This is a genomic window from Cyclobacterium roseum, from assembly GCF_010119225.1.
GTDB lineage: Bacteria > Bacteroidota > Bacteroidia > Cytophagales > Cyclobacteriaceae > Cyclobacterium > Cyclobacterium roseum.
In genome coordinates this window covers 17,582-36,934 of the sequence record NZ_WNKF01000017.1, presented here as the reverse complement: position 1 = coordinate 36,934, position 19,353 = coordinate 17,582, and the positions used below count along the sequence as shown (strand labels likewise).

Genomic DNA, 19,353 nt, shown 5'->3' with positions numbered 1-19,353 from the left:
CATTCAGAAATGGACACCTATGGAAACGGTTAGTGAGAATTTGCTTGGTATGGACCTTAGAGTTAAGTCTTCAGTCCCCGTACTACGATTATCCTATTATCCAACACGTAACCATGCCTGACCTTCCATGAGAAAATTCTTCGTAGGGATACATACTGTTATATATTTAGCTGTTTTGGCGTGTACTATCCAACCGGAGAGGATGATTCTCCCTAATGAACTTGAGATAGTCAACCTTCAATCAGAACGAGATAGCATTTGCATGGCATGCAAGCACCAGGTCGTGGTATTTCACGATTTTGATAGACAGAATATTTTTCCATATAAAATACACTTTTTTTTATATCTTGTATCATGGCAAAACGCTACCACAACATACACGACACCTTCGTCAGGGAGTCATTTTCCGACGCTGAAAGGGTTGTGGCATTCTTAGAGTGTTTCTTGCCAGAGAAATTGGTAAAACATATTAATTTTGAATCCCTTACTGTCCTAAAAGAAACCTATATCAATGAAACCTTAAAAGAGCACTTTTCGGATCTCGTATTTGAAGTATCCCTTAAATCCGATAATTCGGTCAAAACGGATGTTGTTCTACTCTTTGAACACAAATCATCACCAGACCGCAACGTGCTTTTTCAAGTAGGGTATTATATGTTTGCACACTGGACAAAATGTCTTACAGAAAAAAAAGAACCAAAACCCATCATTCCGATAATTTACTATCAAGGCAAGAAAAACTGGAAATTCGGAAATCTCTCAGACCTATTTAAAAACTACCCGGAGGAGATAAGAAACTATATGCCAACACTTAACCCGATCTTCATAGACCTGAAAACGATCAGTAAGGACCAGCTTATGGAAATGCGAAATAATTTGATGAGGGCGGCAATACTTGCCCAGCAGTGGCGCATCAATCCGACAAAATTGAAGGAAGATTTCGAAAGAATCTTCCGTTTATTGCCGATAGAAGATACTAAAATGAACTTTTTAGAGATGATCGTTGTATATACATTGAATGTATCCGGAATTACAGAAGCTCAATTGGGCGAAACTATAAAATCAATTCCCGAACCTTTAAAAGAGAAAATTATGACAACTTATACGATGCTTATTGAAAAAGGAATTCAGAAGGGGAAACTTGAAGAAAAGAACGAGGTTATTGTTAGCCTTTTTGATGAGGGATTTGAAACAGCAAAAATAGCCAAAATTGTCAAATTGTCAGAGGAGAAGGTGGTGGCAATCCTCAAGGATAAGGAAAAGTTAAAATAAATTTTAGTTTTTTCTATCTCAAACTAAAAGAACTTCGGAGTCCTTATCTTGATGTAATGCCTGACTTATAATTCTCCCGTCAAGTTCACTTTACACATACCGTCTCGCCGGCACTTTTTATTCTAGGATTTTTTCCTGTCCATGTGTTGAAACCCATAAATACTAGATAGTATACACATCCGGGTGATGTATGCCACTTTACCCTGCTATCTTCGGGATTACAAACAAACAATTTAGACCCGCCAAAAAGCCATTTGCAATGGCTAGACCTGAACATATTTTAGAATAAAATTCTCTACGTGTTTTCGATGGATCTCCGGTATTTAAAATGCTTCGATTTTCGTTTGCCAATGCATACGAAGGGGATAGTTGTACTCAATTGACTAAAAAAGAAGGTGTTATACGGATAGCACAAATAAATTATAAAAATTGGTTAATCCTCTCAGCTAAGAACCACCAGAAAAAATCTGTGAGAATCTGTGCGAATCCGTGGTAAAAAAAAAGATGCACCACAGATTATGCAGGCCAACAAAGATAAATTAAAGAAAATATGGATCAATCATGACACCTAAAAAATCCGTGAAAATCTGCCTTAATCCGTGGTGAAAAAGGCCCACGGATTAAGCACAAATTCACACGACTTCCTAAAAACACAATACATGCTTAAAAAAAGAATATTTTCAATTTTTTTTACATTTTTTAAAAAATGTATTTGCAACTAATTTTTTTTTCGCACCTTGGCTGCTGTAAAACAGCTAGTTAAATTAAACTTAAAAAAATCAGGAAAAGGTCGTTTAAAATATGAGAAAGATTTTTTTTGTTCCTGCTTTTTTGCTCCTAATAATCTTAGTTGGAGGTTGTGAGTCCGGAAACAAAGAAACAGGATACTGGAATGTCCCATCGAGGGGGGGCATCGATTTAAAGTTAAGTAACCTTACTATGGATACGGTCAGTATCAACCTGGATAACACTTCAGGAGTTGGACGTTTTTTAATTTACAAAGACACCCTGGTTTTCGTGGATGAACTGTACAGCACCTTGTATTTGTTTGATGACAATTTTAATGAGGTGGACAGTAGGTTTGGACGTGGGGATGGGCCTGGCGAATTATCCGGAAGAATAGTCGGCTTTGCCGAAAATGAAGGGCGGTTAATTGCCCTGGGGCCTTCCTACGAATATTACATGTTGGATATTGGTTCTGGAGAAGTCATGAAGAAAGGTTTGTTGCGTTTCGATGACGAAAGCCAGAATAATCCAAATGAAGTGATGAACAACCCCCGTCCGGAATTCAAGGAAATCTATGAGGTGGATTATCCCGGTTTGCAAATAGCTTTTCTGGAGGACGAGGAGGTAATCTTTACTATCACCACCTCCCATCCGCTGTTCAATGCTTTTTCACACCGTGAATTTTACGAGTCTGCACGCATATTAGCCACCTTGGATATTGATTCTGGCAAACTGTCAGGAATACATGGAAGGATGTCGCCCATTTATGGGTCCTGGCGGTTTTTGCCCTATTTATCATCGGTTAAAGTAGCTGGCTGGAAAGAAAATGGTTTTTTTCTGGGTTTTGAAGCAGATACCCTAATTTATTATTTCAGGGAAGCTGATGAACCGCAATATGCTTTTGGGAATGCCGGAAGGAGTATGAAGACCGACTATGAGCAAGTGGAGGGAACGGAGGATTATGTTCAATACTACAAGGAATTAAGACCTAACTATGGGTTTTTTACTTTTCTTAAACACTTCTCTGAGTTAGACTTATTGTTCAGGGGTTACAGGAAGGGTATTAGTGAAAAAATGGACGGGCTTCAGATTTATCAAGGAAATGGATTAATTGGTGACATTGATGTACCAAAGGGGTTCAGTGTAGTTGGTTTCAGGAATGACAGGTTTTATGGAGAGATCAAAAGTGAAGATGGTCTTTCAAGTGAAGAGATACCTGTTTTGGTGAAATTTAAATGGTGAGTCAAATGAAGGTGGTTATTTATTCGATGGTATTGATGGTCATGTTCTCCGGAAGGATTAAGGCACAAAGTGATCCCATGAGGGTAAGTGCAGACTCCTCTGTAATGCGATTGTCGATGAATGACGGGAAGGAAAGTCAGCCTGCTGCTTTTTATACGGTCCTTAACGAAGCCGGAAAGCCGATTTCCGTAACGGATATCAATGGTAGCGTAACCCTGAAAATCGGCATACCTGTTACTGTGCGAAGCTATTTTAGTAGGGATACTTCCTTTATCGTGCCTGATCAGCCTGAATTTTCGGTGTCACTTAGCCCGAATGTGATTGATTTGGAGGAAGTAGAGGTCACTTCCTATACCGTGGAAAAGCTGATGACGCTTGCAGGCAGGGATTTTAGCTCTAGGTATCCTACTTCTCCGCTTCTTTACCATATCAATGCCCATAGCTTCATCAAAGATCGGAAGCGTTTCCTGGAGTTTTACCAGATGGATGGGTTGGCTTTGCTTTCCGGCAACCGTAACTGGTCCAAATGGAGTTTTGCTCCCGGTGGGAAACCGGACGCTTACTTTTACCTGTTGCCATTGGAGCAGCGCATGAGTGATCGGTTCGGCTATGACGGCGAACCCATTCCTTACGAGTCCTATGACGAATCGGGTGGCATTAGATGGGTAGTGATGCCATTTATGTCCCGTCCGGTTTACCGGGGGCTGGAAGTCTGCGGGCCGATGTTTTTGAAAAACCATAAGTACTACGAGTTTGCTTACAGCTACGACGAAGAAACGGATGAAGATTACGTTGTTCACTTCAAAACCAAGGAGAGGTACAGGCAAGAGGATGCCAAAAATATATTCCTTATAGGGGAGGGGAATTTGGTAATAGATAAAACCAACCTGAGGATCACAGAAGTAAATTTTGAATTTTCCCAATACCATGATGTCAATTTCGAGATCAAGCGTGAAGGCAGGAGAAAGGATGTTGCCGGTAAAATCCGTATGCGCTTTACAGGGAAGGACGTTTTTTACCCTTCGGAATTGGAATTTACCTGTTATTATTTGGGGGAAAATTGGTATAGCCCAAGGGAAGATCCCGTGGGTCACGGAATTGAACGTTACGAGAAACTAAGATTTGGTCCTCATACAAAAGATCCACTGAAGGAGGATATGGAACAGGTTGTCAGATCATTTGATTTTGTTGGAATGAATTCTCAGGCCGGTTATGACAGCGACTTTTGGCGGAAAGACGGACATGTTCCTTCTACCTTGTACAGCGAAATATCCAGATCCTTGTCAACCAATATATCTTTGGAAAAGCAATTCCGGAACAATTCCGGAAAAAGATGGAAAGAATGGGACAGTAAGCGGGATACTCCTCAACGTGTTTTTCCTGAGGCCAAAGATTTTGATGAGGGGGTAGAGAGGCACGAGAATTTGATCAAAGAGATCAGGGAAAAGCGTTTTAGGAATGTGTATGATTATCTTAAAATGAGGAAAGATGAAAGTTATTAGGATAGTGATTTTAGAAGTCAGGCATCTCTTGTTTTTATTTGGCCTATGTGTTTTTTTATCAGCTTGTTCTGATAAAAAGGAGAAGGTATTTGGGGCAAATGAAAGAATCATTTCTTTTTCCTCGTTCGATATCAAGCAAACGGATTATTTCCCAGAAGAATTTATCCGGGAGGTTAGATACATTCCCATCAAGCGCAATTTCGATAAAGATTATTTTACGTTTATTGATAAGATCAAATACCGAAACGGTAAGGTTTATATCCTGGATAAATCAAAAAAAATCCTAAGTATGTTTGATGAAAGCGGCCAATTCATACAAAATATCGGAAGGCAGGGAACAGGCCCCGGGGAATTTATGAATCTTTCGGATTTTGATCTGACGAATATTGGTCAGGTATACCTGCTGGATGGGTTCAGGGACAAAGACCGGCTGTTTGTTTATGATGCAGATCATGATCTTGAGGGAACGAAAGAGTTGTCCTTTGAGGCGGATGTGGTTAAAGTTACTGGTGAAGGTTCACTTCTATTTGGCCTTTCCTCCTGGAATTTTGGTGATTTTAAAGGCAAGAAAATTCTCAGGACGGATAACCAACTGAAAGACAAATTCGCAATGCTTGACTTTGATGAAGGCTTAAATGAATCTATTTGGATGGATTATCAATTTGGAAGCTACGGGTCTGAGATTTACTACAATAAGCCTATAGATAATCGAGTCCATGTCTTTGATCAGAAAGGAGATTTAAGGCAGGTGTTAAAATTCGACTTTGGCTTGCTGAATGTTCCGGATCAACTCAAGCAAAACCTCGAAGAAAATTTCGAGGAAATCAAGAACTTTAGATACATGCGAAATTTCCTGGTTGGTTTTGACAAGGGGTATCTGGGAAGCCTATACGATCAGGGAGGCTATCGGATTTTTTTGATGGATACACTTGAAAACGAGCTTTACTTAGGAGCCAAAACCGATTACTATGGGTTTTTGGGTCAATTTGTGGGCTTTGATGATGGCTATGCCTTGTCCTATCTTGATCCGGAATACATTGGCGAAGAGACGATGGAGGATTTACCCGAATGGGTAAAAGACCACCTGAAGGGAGACGAGTTTGTCATCCGACTTGTTAAATTTTAGCGGGTACTGAATCCAGGACGGCACATTTCCCCAGTTTCGGTGAAAAAGTGTACCACAGATTACTCAGATTACCACAGAAAAAAACGCCACTGGGTGAAGTATGCCACTTCACCCTGCTATCTTCGGGATTACAAACAATTTAGACCCGCCAAAAAGCCATTTGAAATGGCTAAACGTACACCTTTCCGGGAATGATTTTCCTAAAGCTCTGGCCATGAAGCCGGCATTGCAAATGCCTCGCTGGCGTAAATTAAATAATATAAGGGATGTAGACGCAATCTACACCCAGCTAGAGACCATTTGGATTGGCTAAACGTGCACGTTTCCAGAAATTAAAAAAGTGGTATATTTGTGTAAGACTATACCATTAAAGCTTATGTCCAGTCCAACAGAAAAAGTTACCTTATCATTAGATAGAAACCTTCTGTAAAAAATGGCCAAAAGGTCTAAAAAAATTTGTCCCAATATGTTCGTGACCTGATACAAATGGGGGCATCTATGGAGCAGGATGACTTCGTGATTTCGGATGAAATAGCAGAACTAAAGGGTTTATTGAAAGCCGATAGCAAAGTGCGGGTTCATAAGCGGGCCATTGAGAAAATGCGCAAGTATGACCGTTAATCTAAATATTTATCGATACAAATGTTTTTGATGAGTTATTTTCTGACGGGCCTGTCGCAGGGGACATTAGCCCTTATAGCTTTAACTCTCCTCGTTAATGATATCCTGGATTTTAATTTTAAATTCAGGAATGACATCGACCACAACAGCCCAAATGGCCCATAGATCCACACCAAGGTAATCATGGATTAATTTATCTCTCATTCCAGCAATTTTTTTCCATTCGATATCAGGATATTTTCTTCTTAGTCCAGAGGAAAGATTTTTTGTTGCTTCTCCAATTATTTCAAAGTTTCGAATAACCGCATCCTGGATGACTGATTGGCTCAAAAATTCATCCAGGGAAATATTGTCTGTGTATTTTTGTATTTTAACAATACAATCGTTTATGTGGTAAAGGTAGACTACATTATCCTTCATCAGGAAAGATTTTTTGTAAATCGCTTTCAATTCGAGGGACCAATCGTGGGGAAATGGCTTTTGTGGTGATAAGATCCACCTTAAGGTTCAATAATTCAGATAATTGCATTTCAGCACCGATAATATCCAGCAGATTTACTGTATTCTGGAATTCTACCAGAATATCCAAATCACTATTTTCCTTATTCTCATTTCGGGCGAAGGAACCAAAAATGCCGATCATTTTAGGGGTATAAGGTTGCAAAACCTCAATAATGATATTTTTTTGATCTTCGGTAATCATTTTTTCACAATGTACAAAAAATGTACGCAGATTGATTAAAATGGTTTTTACAAGTTTAGGATTCCTTTCAGGTTTCCCGCAAAATCCTGAACTTCCCTTTTAAAATTTTTAGAGTGGGAATTTATTTTATAGAAAAGGATTAGTTTATCCATATTTCCAAATTAGCGAATAATTCTGATCATCTGTTTTAGAATCTACAAACTTTCACTTGGCATATCCTAGAATTTCTCCTATTGTAAACATTATGGCTTGACAAGTAGCCATTTGCAATGGCTAAAGGTGCACTTTTCCTGGTATGGCCGTAACCTTACCTCTTCCCAAAATACTTTTTTCAGGAAGTATTATTTCATAATGCTTTTTATAAAAACTATTTTATAATTTTGCTTTTTGTAAAAATCAATGTACGGAAAGTCTGATTCGAAAATCTCTGCGTAAGGCCGATTTTGTCAAAGGAAAAAAAAGAAGGTACCTCTATGGACGAATTGATTGGGAGCAAAAACTGATCATTGTTCTTGGCTACAGGGGTTCTGGCAAAACCACCCTTCTTTTGCAGTACCTCTCTGCCATCCAAGGGAAAGGTATATATTTAAGTCTTGATGATTTTTTACCAAAGGGGTAAGTTACCTTCAGAAGCCGGAAAAGATCTATTTGCAAAACCCCAACTTTATTTACCTGTTTTCTCCGACAATGGCAAATATAGGTAACGTACGCGAAACATTTTTTCTCAATCAACTTACAGCAGTTCATTCGGTGACGGCTCCCAGGTATGGCGACTTTATGGTCGATGATACCTATGTATTTGAGGTGGGCGGAGCCTCCAAAACCACCGAACAGCTTAAGGGAGTCCCCCAGTCTTACCTGGCACTAGATATAGCCGGGGGGAGTAATCGGAGAATCCCCCTTTGGTTATTTGGCATGTTGTACTAGGTGATTCCCTGCCGGTAAATAGGATACTACCAGATTAATTATTGAAAACAGGTCAATTTTGGTATCTATTAAAAATCTCTGAAAATCAGTCTAAAGTCGTGGTAAAAAAAGTTGCACCACAGATTACACAGATTACCACAGATAAATTACAGAAAATGAGTTAATCCTCCCAGCTTATAAATACCAGAAAAAATCTGTCAGAATCCGCGTAATTCTGTGGTGAAAAAAATAATAGCGCCACAAATAGCACAGATAAGTCACAGAAAATGGGTCAATAATTGGTAGGTTAAAACACCGGGAAAAATCTGTGATAATCATTGTAAATCGGCGGTGAACCCATAGAAAGGCCTACTTCTAATTAAAATCAGCAAAACCTATAAAAACGCCGGGGATTTACTAATTTTGCACCCAGTATGAACATGCAAAAAATAAGAAATTTCTGTATCATTGCCCATATCGACCATGGCAAAAGTACCCTTGCCGACCGGCTCCTGCAATTCACCAATACGGTGACCGACCGGGAGATGCAAGATCAGCTTCTGGACAGTATGGACCTGGAACGGGAGCGGGGCATTACCATTAAGTCCCATGCCATCCAGATGAAATATCCCTATCAGGGAGAGGAATATACCCTCAATCTGATCGATACCCCGGGACACGTGGATTTCTCCTACGAGGTATCCCGCTCCATTGCCGCTTGTGAAGGGGCACTGCTGATCGTGGATGCCTCTCAGGGCATAGAAGCCCAGACCATTTCCAACCTCTACCTGGCCATTGGCCACGACCTGGAAATCATACCGGTCCTCAATAAAATCGACCTTCCTGGTGCCCAACCCGAAGTGGTGGCAGAAGAAGTCATGGAAATGATTGGCTGCAGCCGGGAAGACATTATCCTGGCTTCGGGAAAAGAAGGGATTGGCATCGAAGATATTCTCAATGCGGTAGTAGAAAAAGTCCCCGCTCCAAAAGGAGATGAAGAAGGTCCCCTGCAGGCCATGATTTTTGACTCGGTATACAATCCGTTCCGTGGTGTGGAGGTATTGTTTCGCATATTTAACGGCACCATTAATAAGGGCGACCGGATCAAATTTGTCAATACGGGCAAGGAGTACGAAGCGGATGAAATTGGCATTTTGGGAATCCAGCAAAAACCGCAGCAAGAGCTTAGAGCTGGAAATGTAGGCTACCTGGTCTCTGGAATTAAAATAGCCAAAGAAGTAAAAGTGGGGGATACCATTACCCATGTAAAACGACCCTGTAGCAATACCGTACAGGGATTTGAAAACGTTAAGCCCATGGTATTTGCGGGGATCTACCCGGTAGAAACCACCGATTTTGAAGAACTGCGGGCCTCCATGGAAAAATTGCAGTTGAACGATGCTTCCCTGGTATGGGAGCCGGAAACGTCAGCGGCACTGGGCTTTGGGTTTCGCTGTGGCTTTCTGGGAATGCTTCATATGGAAATCATCCAGGAGCGCCTGGAAAGAGAGTTTGACATGACGGTGATTACCACCGTGCCTTCGGTGCAGTTTCGGGCCATGATGAATAACGATGAATTCCGGATCGTTAATGCCCCTTCTGACATGCCCGAGCCCAATTTGTTCAAACATATAGAGGAGCCCTTTGTAAAGGTAGCCATCATCACGGCCGCAGATTACGTGGGCCCCGTGATCCAGCTTTGCATGGACAAGCGCGGGCAGATCAAAAACCAGGTTTACCTAACCTCCGACCGGGTGGAACTTACCTTCGATATGCCTCTGGTGGAAATTGTCTTTGACTTTTTTGACAAACTCAAAACCATTTCCAGAGGATATGCCTCCCTGGATTATGAACTGATCGGTTTTCGGCAATCGCACATGGTTCGTCTGGACGTGATGCTGAATGGAGAGCCGGTGGATGCATTGTCTGCCATTGTACACCGGGACAAGGCTTACGAGTGGGGAAAACGACTTTGCGAAAAACTGAAAGAGCTGGTGCCCCGGCAAATGTTTGAAATCGCCATTCAGGCCGCCATCGGAACGAAAGTAATTGCCCGTGAGACGGTTAAAGCGTTGCGAAAAAACGTATTGGCAAAATGCTACGGAGGCGATATCTCCAGGAAAAGAAAATTGTTGGACAAACAGAAAAAGGGCAAAAAGCGGATGCGGCAGGTAGGCAATGTGGAAGTGCCTCAGGAAGCCTTTATGGCGGTACTCAAATTGGATTAGAAAGGTACCTCTTCGGGAAAGGGTTGGTCTTTTTCCCCCTGCAATGCCACCCGCAAGCAAACCAAATGAAATTGAAATACCCGACGGGTATGGAATAAAGTGAGCGCAAATGGAACAAAAAGAAGGATTTATAAAAATTGACGGAAAGAAAATTTCAAGTACCATAAAGGAGGAAATTGCTGCGGAAGTTGCCCTAATGAAAGGGGAAGGGAAGCGTTCTCCACATCTGGCGGCTATTTTGGTAGGCAATGACGGAGCCAGCCAAACCTATGTAGCGGCCAAGGTAAAGGCTTGTGAACAGGTGGGCTTTGAATCTACGCTGGTCCGAATGGAGGAAACCGTTTCCGAAGAACAATTGCTGGAGGAAGTGGAGAAAATTAACGCAAACCCCGAGATTGACGGGCTGATTGTACAGTTACCCCTGCCAAAACAGATTTCCGTTGAAAAGGTAACCGCCAAAATCCGGCCGGAAAAAGACGTGGATGGCTTTACCCCTGCCAATGTGGGTAGAATGACCCTGGGTTGGCCCGCTTATATTTCGGCCACTCCCAATGGCATTGTTCAACTTTTGAAGCGGTATGAAATTGAGACATCCGGTAAACATTGCGTGGTCATCGGAAGGAGCCATATTGTGGGATCCCCCATGAGTATCCTGATGGCAAGGAATGATTATCCGGGCAACTGTACCGTGACCCTAACCCACAGCCGCACCCAAAACCTTCGCGAGATTGTTCAGTCGGCGGATATTCTGATCGTAGCCATTGGCAAAGCGGGATTTGTGACCGGAGATATGGTAAAAGAAGGGGCTGTCGTCATTGATGTGGGGATTCACAGGATTCCGGATGACAGTAAGAAAAGTGGATTTAGGCTGGTGGGAGACGTGAAGTACGACGAAGTCGTTTCCAAAGCAGCGGCCATTACACCCGTGCCGGGAGGGGTAGGTCCCATGACCATTGCCTCGTTGTTATACAACACACTTCTTGCTGCACAGGGTAAAATATACCAGTAAAAAAGACGTTTTTTAGTAATCACCAGCGGTTCAATTACCCGCTCAATCAAAAATTATGAAAATAGAAGCAGACAGCAGGGTCAGGGAAGGATTCGTATTGCCATTAATGGAAGCATTTTACACCATACAGGGAGAAGGAGTGTATTCCGGTCAGCCTGCGTATTTTATACGCCTGGGGGGCTGTGATGTCGGATGCGTGTGGTGTGATGTAAAAGATTCCTGGGAAGCGGGTAGCTGGCCCCTGGTGGAAATAGACCAGATTGTAGCCCAGGCAGCAGCCTATCCGGGCAGATTGGCCGTGATCACCGGCGGGGAGCCGCTGATGTACGAGCTGGGGCCACTGACAAGCAGATTAAAAGATCAGGGATTTAAAATCAATCTGGAAACCTCCGGGGCTCACCCTTTTTCCGGTACATTGGATTGGATCTGTCTTTCACCCAAAAAATTTAAAGCACCGGTGCCGGAAATGTATGCGAAAGCTGATGAATTGAAAGTGGTTGTATTCAATAAAAGTGATTTCGATTTTGCTCGCAAGGAATCCGCCAAGGTGACTGCTTCCTGCAATTTACTTTTACAGCCGGAATGGTCGAAAGCGACACAGATGATGCCGCAGATCGTTGATTTTGTCAAAGAAAACCCCTCCTGGCGGATTTCGCTTCAAACGCACAAATTCATGGAAATCCCTTAGTTTATATGATGCGGCAGGTACTCCTATTCTCCCTATTTTTGCTGGCTACCTGCCTTCAGGTTTCGGGTCAGGAGTATTCCATTATTGACAAACGGGCGATAAAATATTTCGAAGAAGGAGAAGTCTTTCTAAGCCGAAAGCAATTTCCCGAAGCCCGGGAAAAATTTCAGGAAGCATACCAAAGGAGCAAGGATTTTTACGAGGCTTATATCCGCCATGCCCAAACACTCCTAAGCAGTGGAAGGCCTGAGGAAGCATTGGAAGTAGTTAAATTGGGACAAAATAGGCTTTTGATCAAGGATAGTGATTTTTACCGGGGTCAGTTAGGCTGGATTGAGGGGCAGATTTTACTGGAAATGGGCCGGTTTGAAGGGGCCTTGCAAGTAATTAAAGACAGTCATGCATTTTTCACAAGGGAATTTCTGGAGTCGGATCAGTACCAGCAAAAAAAACAGCAACTTGAAATCATTGAAGAAGGGATCCAAAACCCCCTGAAGCTCCGGAAAGAAAAGCTACCATCGCCTCTAAATCGATTCCAGTTGCAGTATTTCCCGGTTTTAACGGCTGATGGCAGGCGGATTTTTTTCACCAAACGGGACGGCACATCGGTTCGGGACCATGAGGACATCTATTATTCCAATTTCGAAAATGGGCAATGGACCGTTCCGGAACCCATATCGGTGGCTATAAATACCCGCTACAATGAAGGGACCTGTACCATCTCCGCCGATGGTAATCTATTGATTTTTACTTCCTGCGATACGCCGGACTCTTTTGGGAGTTGTGATTTGTACCTGACCGAACGAATCAATGGCTCCTGGCAAAAGCCCCGGAACATGGGGAGAAGTGTCAATTCCCGATTTTGGGATTCCCAACCCTCCCTGTCAGCGGATGGGAGTACCTTGTTCTTTGCTTCCAACAGGCCCGAAGGAGAAGGAGGAAATGATATTTGGTATTCCAGGAGATCGGAAGAGGGGCAATGGGCTGCGGCCGCTAACCTGGGGAAGGAGGTAAATACCCCTGGAGATGAGGTTTCACCGTTTGTTTTTTTTAATAACACCGTTCTTTTTTTTGCATCCGACGGGCATGTGGGCTTTGGAGGAAAAGATATTTATATGAGTAAGCTCGGAAGGGAAGGTTTCGGCAGTCCGGAAAATCTGGGCTATCCCATAAATGATCAGAAGGATCAGTTGGCCCTTTTCATTGCCGCTCAAAAAGACTATGCCTACTATACCGAAAACAGCTTTCATCAAGGCAGGGTCGATAGCTCTTTTTTGTACCGCTTTGACTTCCCGGAAAGCATTGACCTGGGAGAAAAGCTGATTGTGACGGAAGGAAAGGTGGTCAATGAACAGACCGGAGAGCCGGTTGAAGCCATGCTCTCCCTGGTCAATCTTGATAATGACAGCACCTTGTATCGTTTCCGTGCCGAGGGAGAGGAAGGTACCTTTACCATGATTTACCCGGATAGTGCCTTTTCAGGACTATATGTGGAAAAGCAAGGCTTTATGCCCAAGATTTACAATGTGGAAAGGGACAGTTTGAAAAATAAGAAAAACCTGAAGGTATTTCTGGAGCCCATTGCCTCAGGAAGCCATTTTGTGTTTGAAAACGTATTTTTTGACTTTGATGATACGGATTTAAAGCCAGCCTCGGTAAGCTCGCTAAATCGGCTGGTCAAATTCTTGAAGGCCCATCCTTCTCTTGCCATTACCATCGCAGGACACACGGATAATGTAGGTTCGGAATCCTATAATCGAACCCTCAGTACCAAAAGGGCTGAAACGGTGAAGGAATTTCTGCTGGCTTCCGGTATTGTGGAGTCACGACTGGGCACAATAGGAAAAGGGGCTTCAGAGCCCATCAGGCCCAATGATACGGAGGAAAACCGGGCCCTAAACCGAAGAATTGAAGTGATAATCCAATAAGTTGGTAGATAAAAAGCATGATTTCATAAACCGAACGGTGCTTTCAGCGTTTATATTTTCATAAAACAAGCTGATCATCCGTTTACTTTGCCCTCATTGATTGGAATATCCGTGTAATTTGTATAAAATTGATTGTTCACTTCAATTGATATCATGAAGAAAGCTTTACCACTCCTATTATTATTCCTTTTTCTGGCTTCTCTGGCACAAGCGCAACGTCGAACCGTTCGCGGAACGGTGACGGATGCGGAGGAACAATTACCGATTCCTGGAGTGACGGTGATGGTAAGAGGCACGGACACGGGTACCGTTACCGACATCGACGGCACTTACCAGATTGAAATGTTTGATGGGGAAAATGAACTGGTATTCCGTTTTGTGGGAATGCAGCCCCGGACGGTTGCCGTTGGAAACAGGGATCGGGTAGACGTGGTCATGGTCCCTGAAGTGACTTCCCTGGATGAGGTAGTGGTAACGGCCTATGGAGACCAGACGCGGCGAGAAGTGACTGGTTCCATTGCCTCCGTCAAAGGAGAAATATTCCAGGATTTGCCGATGCAGTCATTCGACAGGGCCATGCAGGGCAGGGTAGCGGGTGTGCAGGTAACGGCCGGTTCAGGCCAGCCCGGAGGAACGTTGAATGTTCAAATTCGGGGAGTTGGCTCCATCAATGCAGGCACGCAACCCCTGTACATTGTCGATGGGGTGCAGGTGGCCTCCGGTGGGCTTTCAGGCCAGGGACCTCAAAATGCCCTTGCCTCCATCAATCCCAACGATATCGAATCCATTGAAGTATTCAAGGATGCGGCGGCAGCTTCTATCTATGGCGCCCAAGCGGCCAACGGGGTGGTGTTAATAACTACAAAAAGAGGAGAAAGGGGTAAAACGAAAGTTCGGGTTTCTGCCCAGGAAGGGCTTGTTCAACCACTTGGGTTTTACGATGTGATGAATGCCAATCAACTGGCTTCTATCAAAAGACAGGCCTACTTAAATGCCGGGCTCAACCCCGCAGATGCAGAAAACATCTTTGGAAGTCCCAGCGATACGGATATTCAGAATTCCGATTGGGTAAATGCGCTTTTCAGGGATGGCAGGTTAAGTGTTTACGATGTTTCCTTGTCAGGAGGGGATGAACGCTCCCAGTTTTTTATCTCCGGATCCCACACCTATCATCAGGGACAGGTGATCGAATCGGACTATTCGCGTACGACAGGAAGGATGAATCTTTCCCATAATATAAATGAGAAATTCAGTATAAATGCCAATATTTCTTTATCCAGGCAGATTACCAACGGTACCATCGACCGCGGAAATTTTGTCAACAGTCCCTTTGTAGCGGGCTATGTTTCCAGACCCAACGTTCCTATTTACAATGAGGACGGGAGTTTTGCGGAATACCCTTCCGAACACCTTTTTGGCTACAATATCGTCCAGGGAGTGCGGCAGGAGTTGAGAACCGGAACCAGTTATCAGTCCGTTTCCAACCTGCAGTTTAATTATAAAATACTTCCCTGGCTAGGCTTTACCGCTTTCGGGGGGATTGATTTTTCCGACAATAGGGACGAAAACAACCGGCCCTCCACCATTCCTGCCTTCGCCAGTTACGGTGGTTCCTCCACCTTTGTTGACCGAAGAATTGTCAACTCTAATGGAAATGCCAATTTCAATGTCAATAAGAAATTTGATGAGGTGCATACCCTTTCCGGTATTTTGGGCTACGAATACAAAATGGAAACCCAGGAAAACACTTCCGCAACGGGTCGGGGCTTTCCGAACCCAGTGTTGAGGTACCTTCAAAATGCGGCGCAGCCGTTTAACGTTGGCGGCTTTTATACCGAGTATGTACGATCGGGCTTTTTTGGACAGGCGAAGTATGACTATGACGATAAATATACGTTTGACCTGACCATTCGGCGGGATGGCTCGTCCCGTTTTGGGACGAATACCCGTTGGGGGAATTTTGGAGCCGTTTCTGCGGGCTGGAGAATCTCTTCGGAAAGGTTTATGGAAAATGCCCTTTGGGTGGATAATTTGCGAGTCAGGGCCTCCTATGGCGTTACCGGAAATTCCAATATTGGCAATTTTGAATCCAGAACGCTGGTAGGGTCAGCCGGGCAATATTTGGGAGGCGGTGCCCTTCGTTTTGTGCAATTGGGCAACGATCAGCTAACCTGGGAGGAATCGGCATCTACCAATTTTGGGGTGGACGCTACCTTTTTTAACGGCCGCATCATTGCTACGGTGGATGTTTGGAGAAAGGACTCCAGAAAATTGCTGTTCGAAACTCCGTTTCCCATCGATTCGGGTTTTGGATCCATCACCCGTAATGCCGGGAAGGTTCGAAATCAGGGTATAGACTTTGATTTACAAACCACCAATGTGGTCTGGGGTAAGTTCCGCTGGTCAACGGCATTTAATACTACCATTTATTCCAACGAGTTACTCGAGCTTTACGATGGGCTTGACCGCATTGGGAATGAATTGATCGTAGGAAAACCAATTGATTTTTTCTACGGCTACGATTACGCAGGTGTGAATCCGGCCAATGGATCGCCCATGTATTTCGATGAGAATGGAGAATATACCTACCTGGTTGCCAATGACGACCAGAAATACATCGGAAGTGCACTCCCCTGGACCTACGGCGGGCTGTCTAATACCCTGGCTTACGGACCGGTAACCTTGGAAATCTTCTTCCAATACCAATACGGAAACCTGGCATTTAATCAGGACCTGTACAACCTGGCGCAGGCGGGTTCTATCGGACAGGATAACCAGACCGTGGACCAATTGTATTTTTGGAGAACACCCGGACAAATCACCAATGTACCCCGGCCTTATGAAGGGGGGCGCATCCCCGGTCATTCAGGTTACCAGCAATTTTCTACTAAGCAGCTTTCCGATGGCAGCTATATACGGCTCAAGCAGGTAACGCTTAACTATAATTTGCCCCAAAGCCTGTTGTCCAAAGCACGAATTGAAGAAATGAATGTGTTTGTTCAGGGACTTAATCTTTGGACTCTGACCAAATATAACGGACTGGATCCGGAGGTAAACTCCCTTGGGGATACCTACGGAACGTATCCTACCGCCAGGCAGATTACCGCAGGCATCAACCTTACCTTTTAATAGTGATGATAAAAGAGATCAAAAATAGTTTCTATTATTCCATTTTGGCCCTGTTTCCCATGATGGCTTGTACCGACCTGAACACAACACCCAGGCAAAGTCTGACACCAGAGGTGGCCTTTAATGACGTAGCAGGGTATCAATCGGTTGCGAACTCGATGTACAGCAGGGCGAATAGCTTCAGTTATTATGGTCAAACCATGATGATTGCTCCGGAGATTTTAGCAGACAATTTACGATTGGTAGCGAATACTGGTAGGTATCAGGGGGAAGAAACGAACGGGGATAGGGACCACATTGCTATTTGGAATGGAGTGGTCTACGGTGGAATAAACGATGCCAACCTGATCATCGAAACCATAGATGACGAAAGTGTAGCCGGGGAAGAGGATCAAAAATCCTTCATTAAAGGTGATGCCTATTTTATGAGGGCCTTGTTTTATTTTGACCTGTGCAGGGTGTATGGGTACGAACCGGGAAGAGAAGTGGATGGATTTAATTTAGGACCAATATTACGGTTAACGCCGACCTTAGTAGCTTCTGATGCGAATTTCAGAACCAGATCCACTGTGGAGGAGGTTTATGCGCAAATTGAGAGTGACCTATTGGCAGCCATTCCATTGGTGGGAGCGGTATCCATTGGATCAGAAGGAGTTTATTATGCCAATACCGGTGCAGCACTAACCTTACTGGCGCGGCTTTACCTCTACTGGGGACGCATGGAAGATGCAGAGGGGGCAGCCACTTCAGCCATGAACTTGCTTGGATTGCGCACCAATGGGGATGGGTTATCCGAACCCGGTCAATACGTACAGGGCTTCTCCCGTGCACCGCATCCGGAATCCCTATTTGAACTCGAACTCCGACAAGTGGACTGGAGCAGTGTGGATGGCGTAAATAATAGTCTGAATTCCCTGGTTTCAGACAACGAACCGGCCGCACAATTTATCATTGGAGCCTCTAACGAGCTCATGGCGGCTTACGAAGAGGAGGATGTGCGAAGAGATTGCTGGAGGGAAACCACCCGAGAAGGTATCGAAGGGCCGGTATATGCCAGTAGAAAATGGACGGGATACAAGGGAGATTTTCTGGAAAACCTCCCCGTCATTCGGGCAGCAGAGCTTTACCTGATCCGGGCGGAGGCCAGGTATCAAAACAATCCACGGGGAGCAAGAGAAGATGTCAATGCGCTGCGATCCAAACGTGGGCTGGGTCCAGTGGATAATCTGCTGTCAGGCGAAGCGCTACTTAACCGTATATTGCAGGAAAGAAGGGTGGAATTTGCGCTGGAAGGGCACCGGTTTTTCGATCTGAAACGTAATGGAAGGGATATCAGCAAGCACGGAGACTTTCTAGAGGTTCCCTATACCGATTACCGTGTACTGGCAAATATTCCACTTGAACAAATTCAATTAAATGAAGACCTTGAGCAAAACCCAGGATATTGATATATGGCTACTAAACTAAAAACAGTTGGATTTTTCCTATTTCTGGGCATGGCTTTCTGGATCTCATCTTGTATGGATGAATCCGGGTTTAATATCGTTTGGGAAGGCATGGAGGTGGAATTTGATGAGGCTTCCAGGCCTAATAATACCATTCAGAAAATCATGACCAAGGTAGACGACAATCAGGTAGACCAGGAGTTTGTTCGGGTAAACCTGGTAGGAATTCAGGTGGATCAGCCAGTCCCCGTTTTATTGGGAGTAGACCCCACATCAACTGCCGTAGAAGGAGTGCATTACCGCCTGGAAGATAGGGAGGTGGTCATTCCGGCCAATAGTAGCTTCGTAGACGTACCGTTGGAAATTTTGACTGGCAATCTGGCTACTGACGAAATGCCTGATTTAACCTTGACTATTCTGGATGCCGGCGAAACCAAAATAAGCACCAATTACTTTCAATTAACCATTGAGATCCGCCTTTCTTGCCCTTCCGATTTGGCGGGCATTTACAATACAGTAACCGTAGGTACCGGTGGTACCGTAAATTACGAAGTTACGATCACCGAGCTGGAACCCTTTACGTACCGGATATCCGATATTACGGGAGGAGTTTATTCGCAGGTATTTGGTGCCGAGGACAATCCAGCGGTATTCACTGAGCTATGCGGGGAAATTACCATCACCGACCAACCCGACCTTGTTTTTGGGGAAGATACCTTCAACGGTACGGGAAGCGTCAATGAGGATGGTACCATACGGATTAGCTGGAGAACGGAAGAATCGGAGGAAAGCGGAGTGACCACCTTGACCCGGGTGGATTAACCCAGC

15 protein-coding genes are annotated in these 19,353 nt (G+C 44.1%); 13 read left to right on the top strand and 2 right to left on the bottom strand.

What is annotated here, in order from left to right; all coding sequences use genetic code 11:
- Positions 1-354: 354 nt before the first annotated feature.
- The 5 genes from GJQ68_RS18890 (at position 355) to GJQ68_RS23570 (ending at position 6,489) form a co-directional block, all read left to right on the top strand.
- A complete protein-coding gene (locus tag GJQ68_RS18890) occupies positions 355-1,272 on the top strand; it encodes an Rpn family recombination-promoting nuclease/putative transposase (RefSeq protein ID WP_162418839.1) in 918 nt (305 codons plus the stop codon).
- A gap of 801 nt (positions 1,273-2,073) precedes the next feature.
- Complete coding sequence (locus tag GJQ68_RS18885) at positions 2,074-3,240, top strand: hypothetical protein (RefSeq protein ID WP_162418838.1); 1,167 nt, start codon at positions 2,074-2,076, stop codon at positions 3,238-3,240.
- A 5-nt stretch (positions 3,241-3,245) separates the two neighbouring features.
- Positions 3,246-4,742, top strand: a complete 1,497-nt coding sequence (locus GJQ68_RS18880; protein WP_162418837.1) for a hypothetical protein — start codon at positions 3,246-3,248, stop codon at positions 4,740-4,742.
- A complete protein-coding gene (locus tag GJQ68_RS18875) occupies positions 4,729-5,868 on the top strand; it encodes a 6-bladed beta-propeller (protein ID WP_162418836.1) in 1,140 nt (379 codons plus the stop codon). The genes GJQ68_RS18880 and GJQ68_RS18875 overlap by 14 nt, the downstream gene beginning before the upstream one ends.
- A 498-nt stretch (positions 5,869-6,366) precedes the next feature.
- Complete coding sequence (locus GJQ68_RS23570; RefSeq protein ID WP_262888125.1) at positions 6,367-6,489, top strand: hypothetical protein; 123 nt, start codon at positions 6,367-6,369, stop codon at positions 6,487-6,489.
- Positions 6,490-6,570: 81 nt separating this feature from the next.
- Here GJQ68_RS23570 and GJQ68_RS18870 read toward each other — a convergent pair whose 3' ends face one another.
- Together GJQ68_RS18870 and GJQ68_RS18865 are read right to left on the bottom strand one after the other, a co-directional pair.
- Positions 6,571-6,909, bottom strand: a complete 339-nt coding sequence (locus GJQ68_RS18870; RefSeq protein WP_162418835.1) for a HepT-like ribonuclease domain-containing protein — start codon at positions 6,907-6,909, stop codon at positions 6,571-6,573.
- The gene (locus GJQ68_RS18865; RefSeq protein ID WP_162418834.1) at positions 6,899-7,192 is read right to left on the bottom strand and encodes a nucleotidyltransferase family protein; all 294 of its coding nucleotides are present in this window, start codon (positions 7,190-7,192) and stop codon (positions 6,899-6,901) included. Before GJQ68_RS18865 ends, GJQ68_RS18870 begins: the two co-directional genes overlap by 11 nt.
- A 687-nt stretch (positions 7,193-7,879) precedes the next feature.
- On the opposite strand from GJQ68_RS18865, the gene GJQ68_RS23255 reads away from it, so the two are divergent.
- The 8 genes from GJQ68_RS23255 to GJQ68_RS18825 all read left to right on the top strand — a co-directional run bounded on the left by GJQ68_RS23255 (position 7,880) and on the right by GJQ68_RS18825 (position 19,347).
- Positions 7,880-8,119 (top strand): AAA family ATPase, encoded by a 240-nt coding sequence (locus tag GJQ68_RS23255; RefSeq protein ID WP_235941803.1) that lies wholly within the window; start codon positions 7,880-7,882, stop codon positions 8,117-8,119.
- A gap of 413 nt (positions 8,120-8,532) precedes the next feature.
- Positions 8,533-10,326, top strand: coding sequence for a translation elongation factor 4 (gene lepA, locus GJQ68_RS18855; RefSeq protein ID WP_162418833.1), 1,794 nt, complete (start codon positions 8,533-8,535; stop codon positions 10,324-10,326).
- A 109-nt stretch (positions 10,327-10,435) separates the two neighbouring features.
- The gene (locus tag GJQ68_RS18850; RefSeq protein ID WP_162418832.1) at positions 10,436-11,335 is read left to right on the top strand and encodes a bifunctional 5,10-methylenetetrahydrofolate dehydrogenase/5,10-methenyltetrahydrofolate cyclohydrolase; all 900 of its coding nucleotides are present in this window, start codon (positions 10,436-10,438) and stop codon (positions 11,333-11,335) included.
- 61 nt (positions 11,336-11,396) lie between these two features.
- Positions 11,397-12,023 carry a 7-carboxy-7-deazaguanine synthase QueE gene (locus GJQ68_RS18845; protein WP_394351328.1) on the top strand — a complete coding sequence of 209 codons (627 nt, stop codon included), beginning with the start codon at positions 11,397-11,399 and terminating at the stop codon, positions 12,021-12,023.
- Positions 12,024-12,028: 5 nt separating this feature from the next.
- Positions 12,029-13,951: an OmpA family protein gene (locus tag GJQ68_RS18840; protein ID WP_162418830.1), complete on the top strand. Its 1,923-nt coding sequence runs from the start codon at positions 12,029-12,031 to the stop codon at positions 13,949-13,951.
- Positions 13,952-14,104: 153 nt separating this feature from the next.
- Complete coding sequence (locus GJQ68_RS18835; protein WP_162418829.1) at positions 14,105-17,080, top strand: SusC/RagA family TonB-linked outer membrane protein; 2,976 nt, start codon at positions 14,105-14,107, stop codon at positions 17,078-17,080.
- A gap of 5 nt (positions 17,081-17,085) precedes the next feature.
- A complete protein-coding gene (locus GJQ68_RS18830) occupies positions 17,086-18,528 on the top strand; it encodes a RagB/SusD family nutrient uptake outer membrane protein (protein ID WP_162418828.1) in 1,443 nt (480 codons plus the stop codon).
- A gap of 3 nt (positions 18,529-18,531) precedes the next feature.
- On the top strand, positions 18,532-19,347 hold the full coding sequence (locus GJQ68_RS18825; RefSeq protein ID WP_162418827.1) for a DUF4843 domain-containing protein: 816 nt from the start codon (positions 18,532-18,534) through the stop codon (positions 19,345-19,347).
- Positions 19,348-19,353: the final 6 nt, after the last annotated feature.

Coding starts and splice junctions, on each gene's coding strand:
- GJQ68_RS18890 (WP_162418839.1), top strand. CDS start 355: ATGGCAAAACGCTACCACAACATACACGACACCTTCGTCAGGGAGTCA.
- GJQ68_RS18885 (WP_162418838.1), top strand. CDS start 2,074: ATGAGAAAGATTTTTTTTGTTCCTGCTTTTTTGCTCCTAATAATCTTA.
- GJQ68_RS18880 (WP_162418837.1), top strand. CDS start 3,246: ATGAAGGTGGTTATTTATTCGATGGTATTGATGGTCATGTTCTCCGGA.
- GJQ68_RS18875 (WP_162418836.1), top strand. CDS start 4,729: ATGAAAGTTATTAGGATAGTGATTTTAGAAGTCAGGCATCTCTTGTTT.
- GJQ68_RS23570 (WP_262888125.1), top strand. CDS start 6,367: ATGGAGCAGGATGACTTCGTGATTTCGGATGAAATAGCAGAACTAAAG.
- GJQ68_RS18870 (WP_162418835.1), bottom strand. CDS start 6,909: ATGAAGGATAATGTAGTCTACCTTTACCACATAAACGATTGTATTGTT.
- GJQ68_RS18865 (WP_162418834.1), bottom strand. CDS start 7,192: ATGATTACCGAAGATCAAAAAAATATCATTATTGAGGTTTTGCAACCT.
- GJQ68_RS23255 (WP_235941803.1), top strand. CDS start 7,880: ATGGCAAATATAGGTAACGTACGCGAAACATTTTTTCTCAATCAACTT.
- lepA (WP_162418833.1), top strand. CDS start 8,533: ATGAACATGCAAAAAATAAGAAATTTCTGTATCATTGCCCATATCGAC.
- GJQ68_RS18850 (WP_162418832.1), top strand. CDS start 10,436: ATGGAACAAAAAGAAGGATTTATAAAAATTGACGGAAAGAAAATTTCA.
- GJQ68_RS18840 (WP_162418830.1), top strand. CDS start 12,029: ATGATGCGGCAGGTACTCCTATTCTCCCTATTTTTGCTGGCTACCTGC.
- GJQ68_RS18835 (WP_162418829.1), top strand. CDS start 14,105: ATGAAGAAAGCTTTACCACTCCTATTATTATTCCTTTTTCTGGCTTCT.
- GJQ68_RS18830 (WP_162418828.1), top strand. CDS start 17,086: ATGATAAAAGAGATCAAAAATAGTTTCTATTATTCCATTTTGGCCCTG.
- GJQ68_RS18825 (WP_162418827.1), top strand. CDS start 18,532: ATGGCTACTAAACTAAAAACAGTTGGATTTTTCCTATTTCTGGGCATG.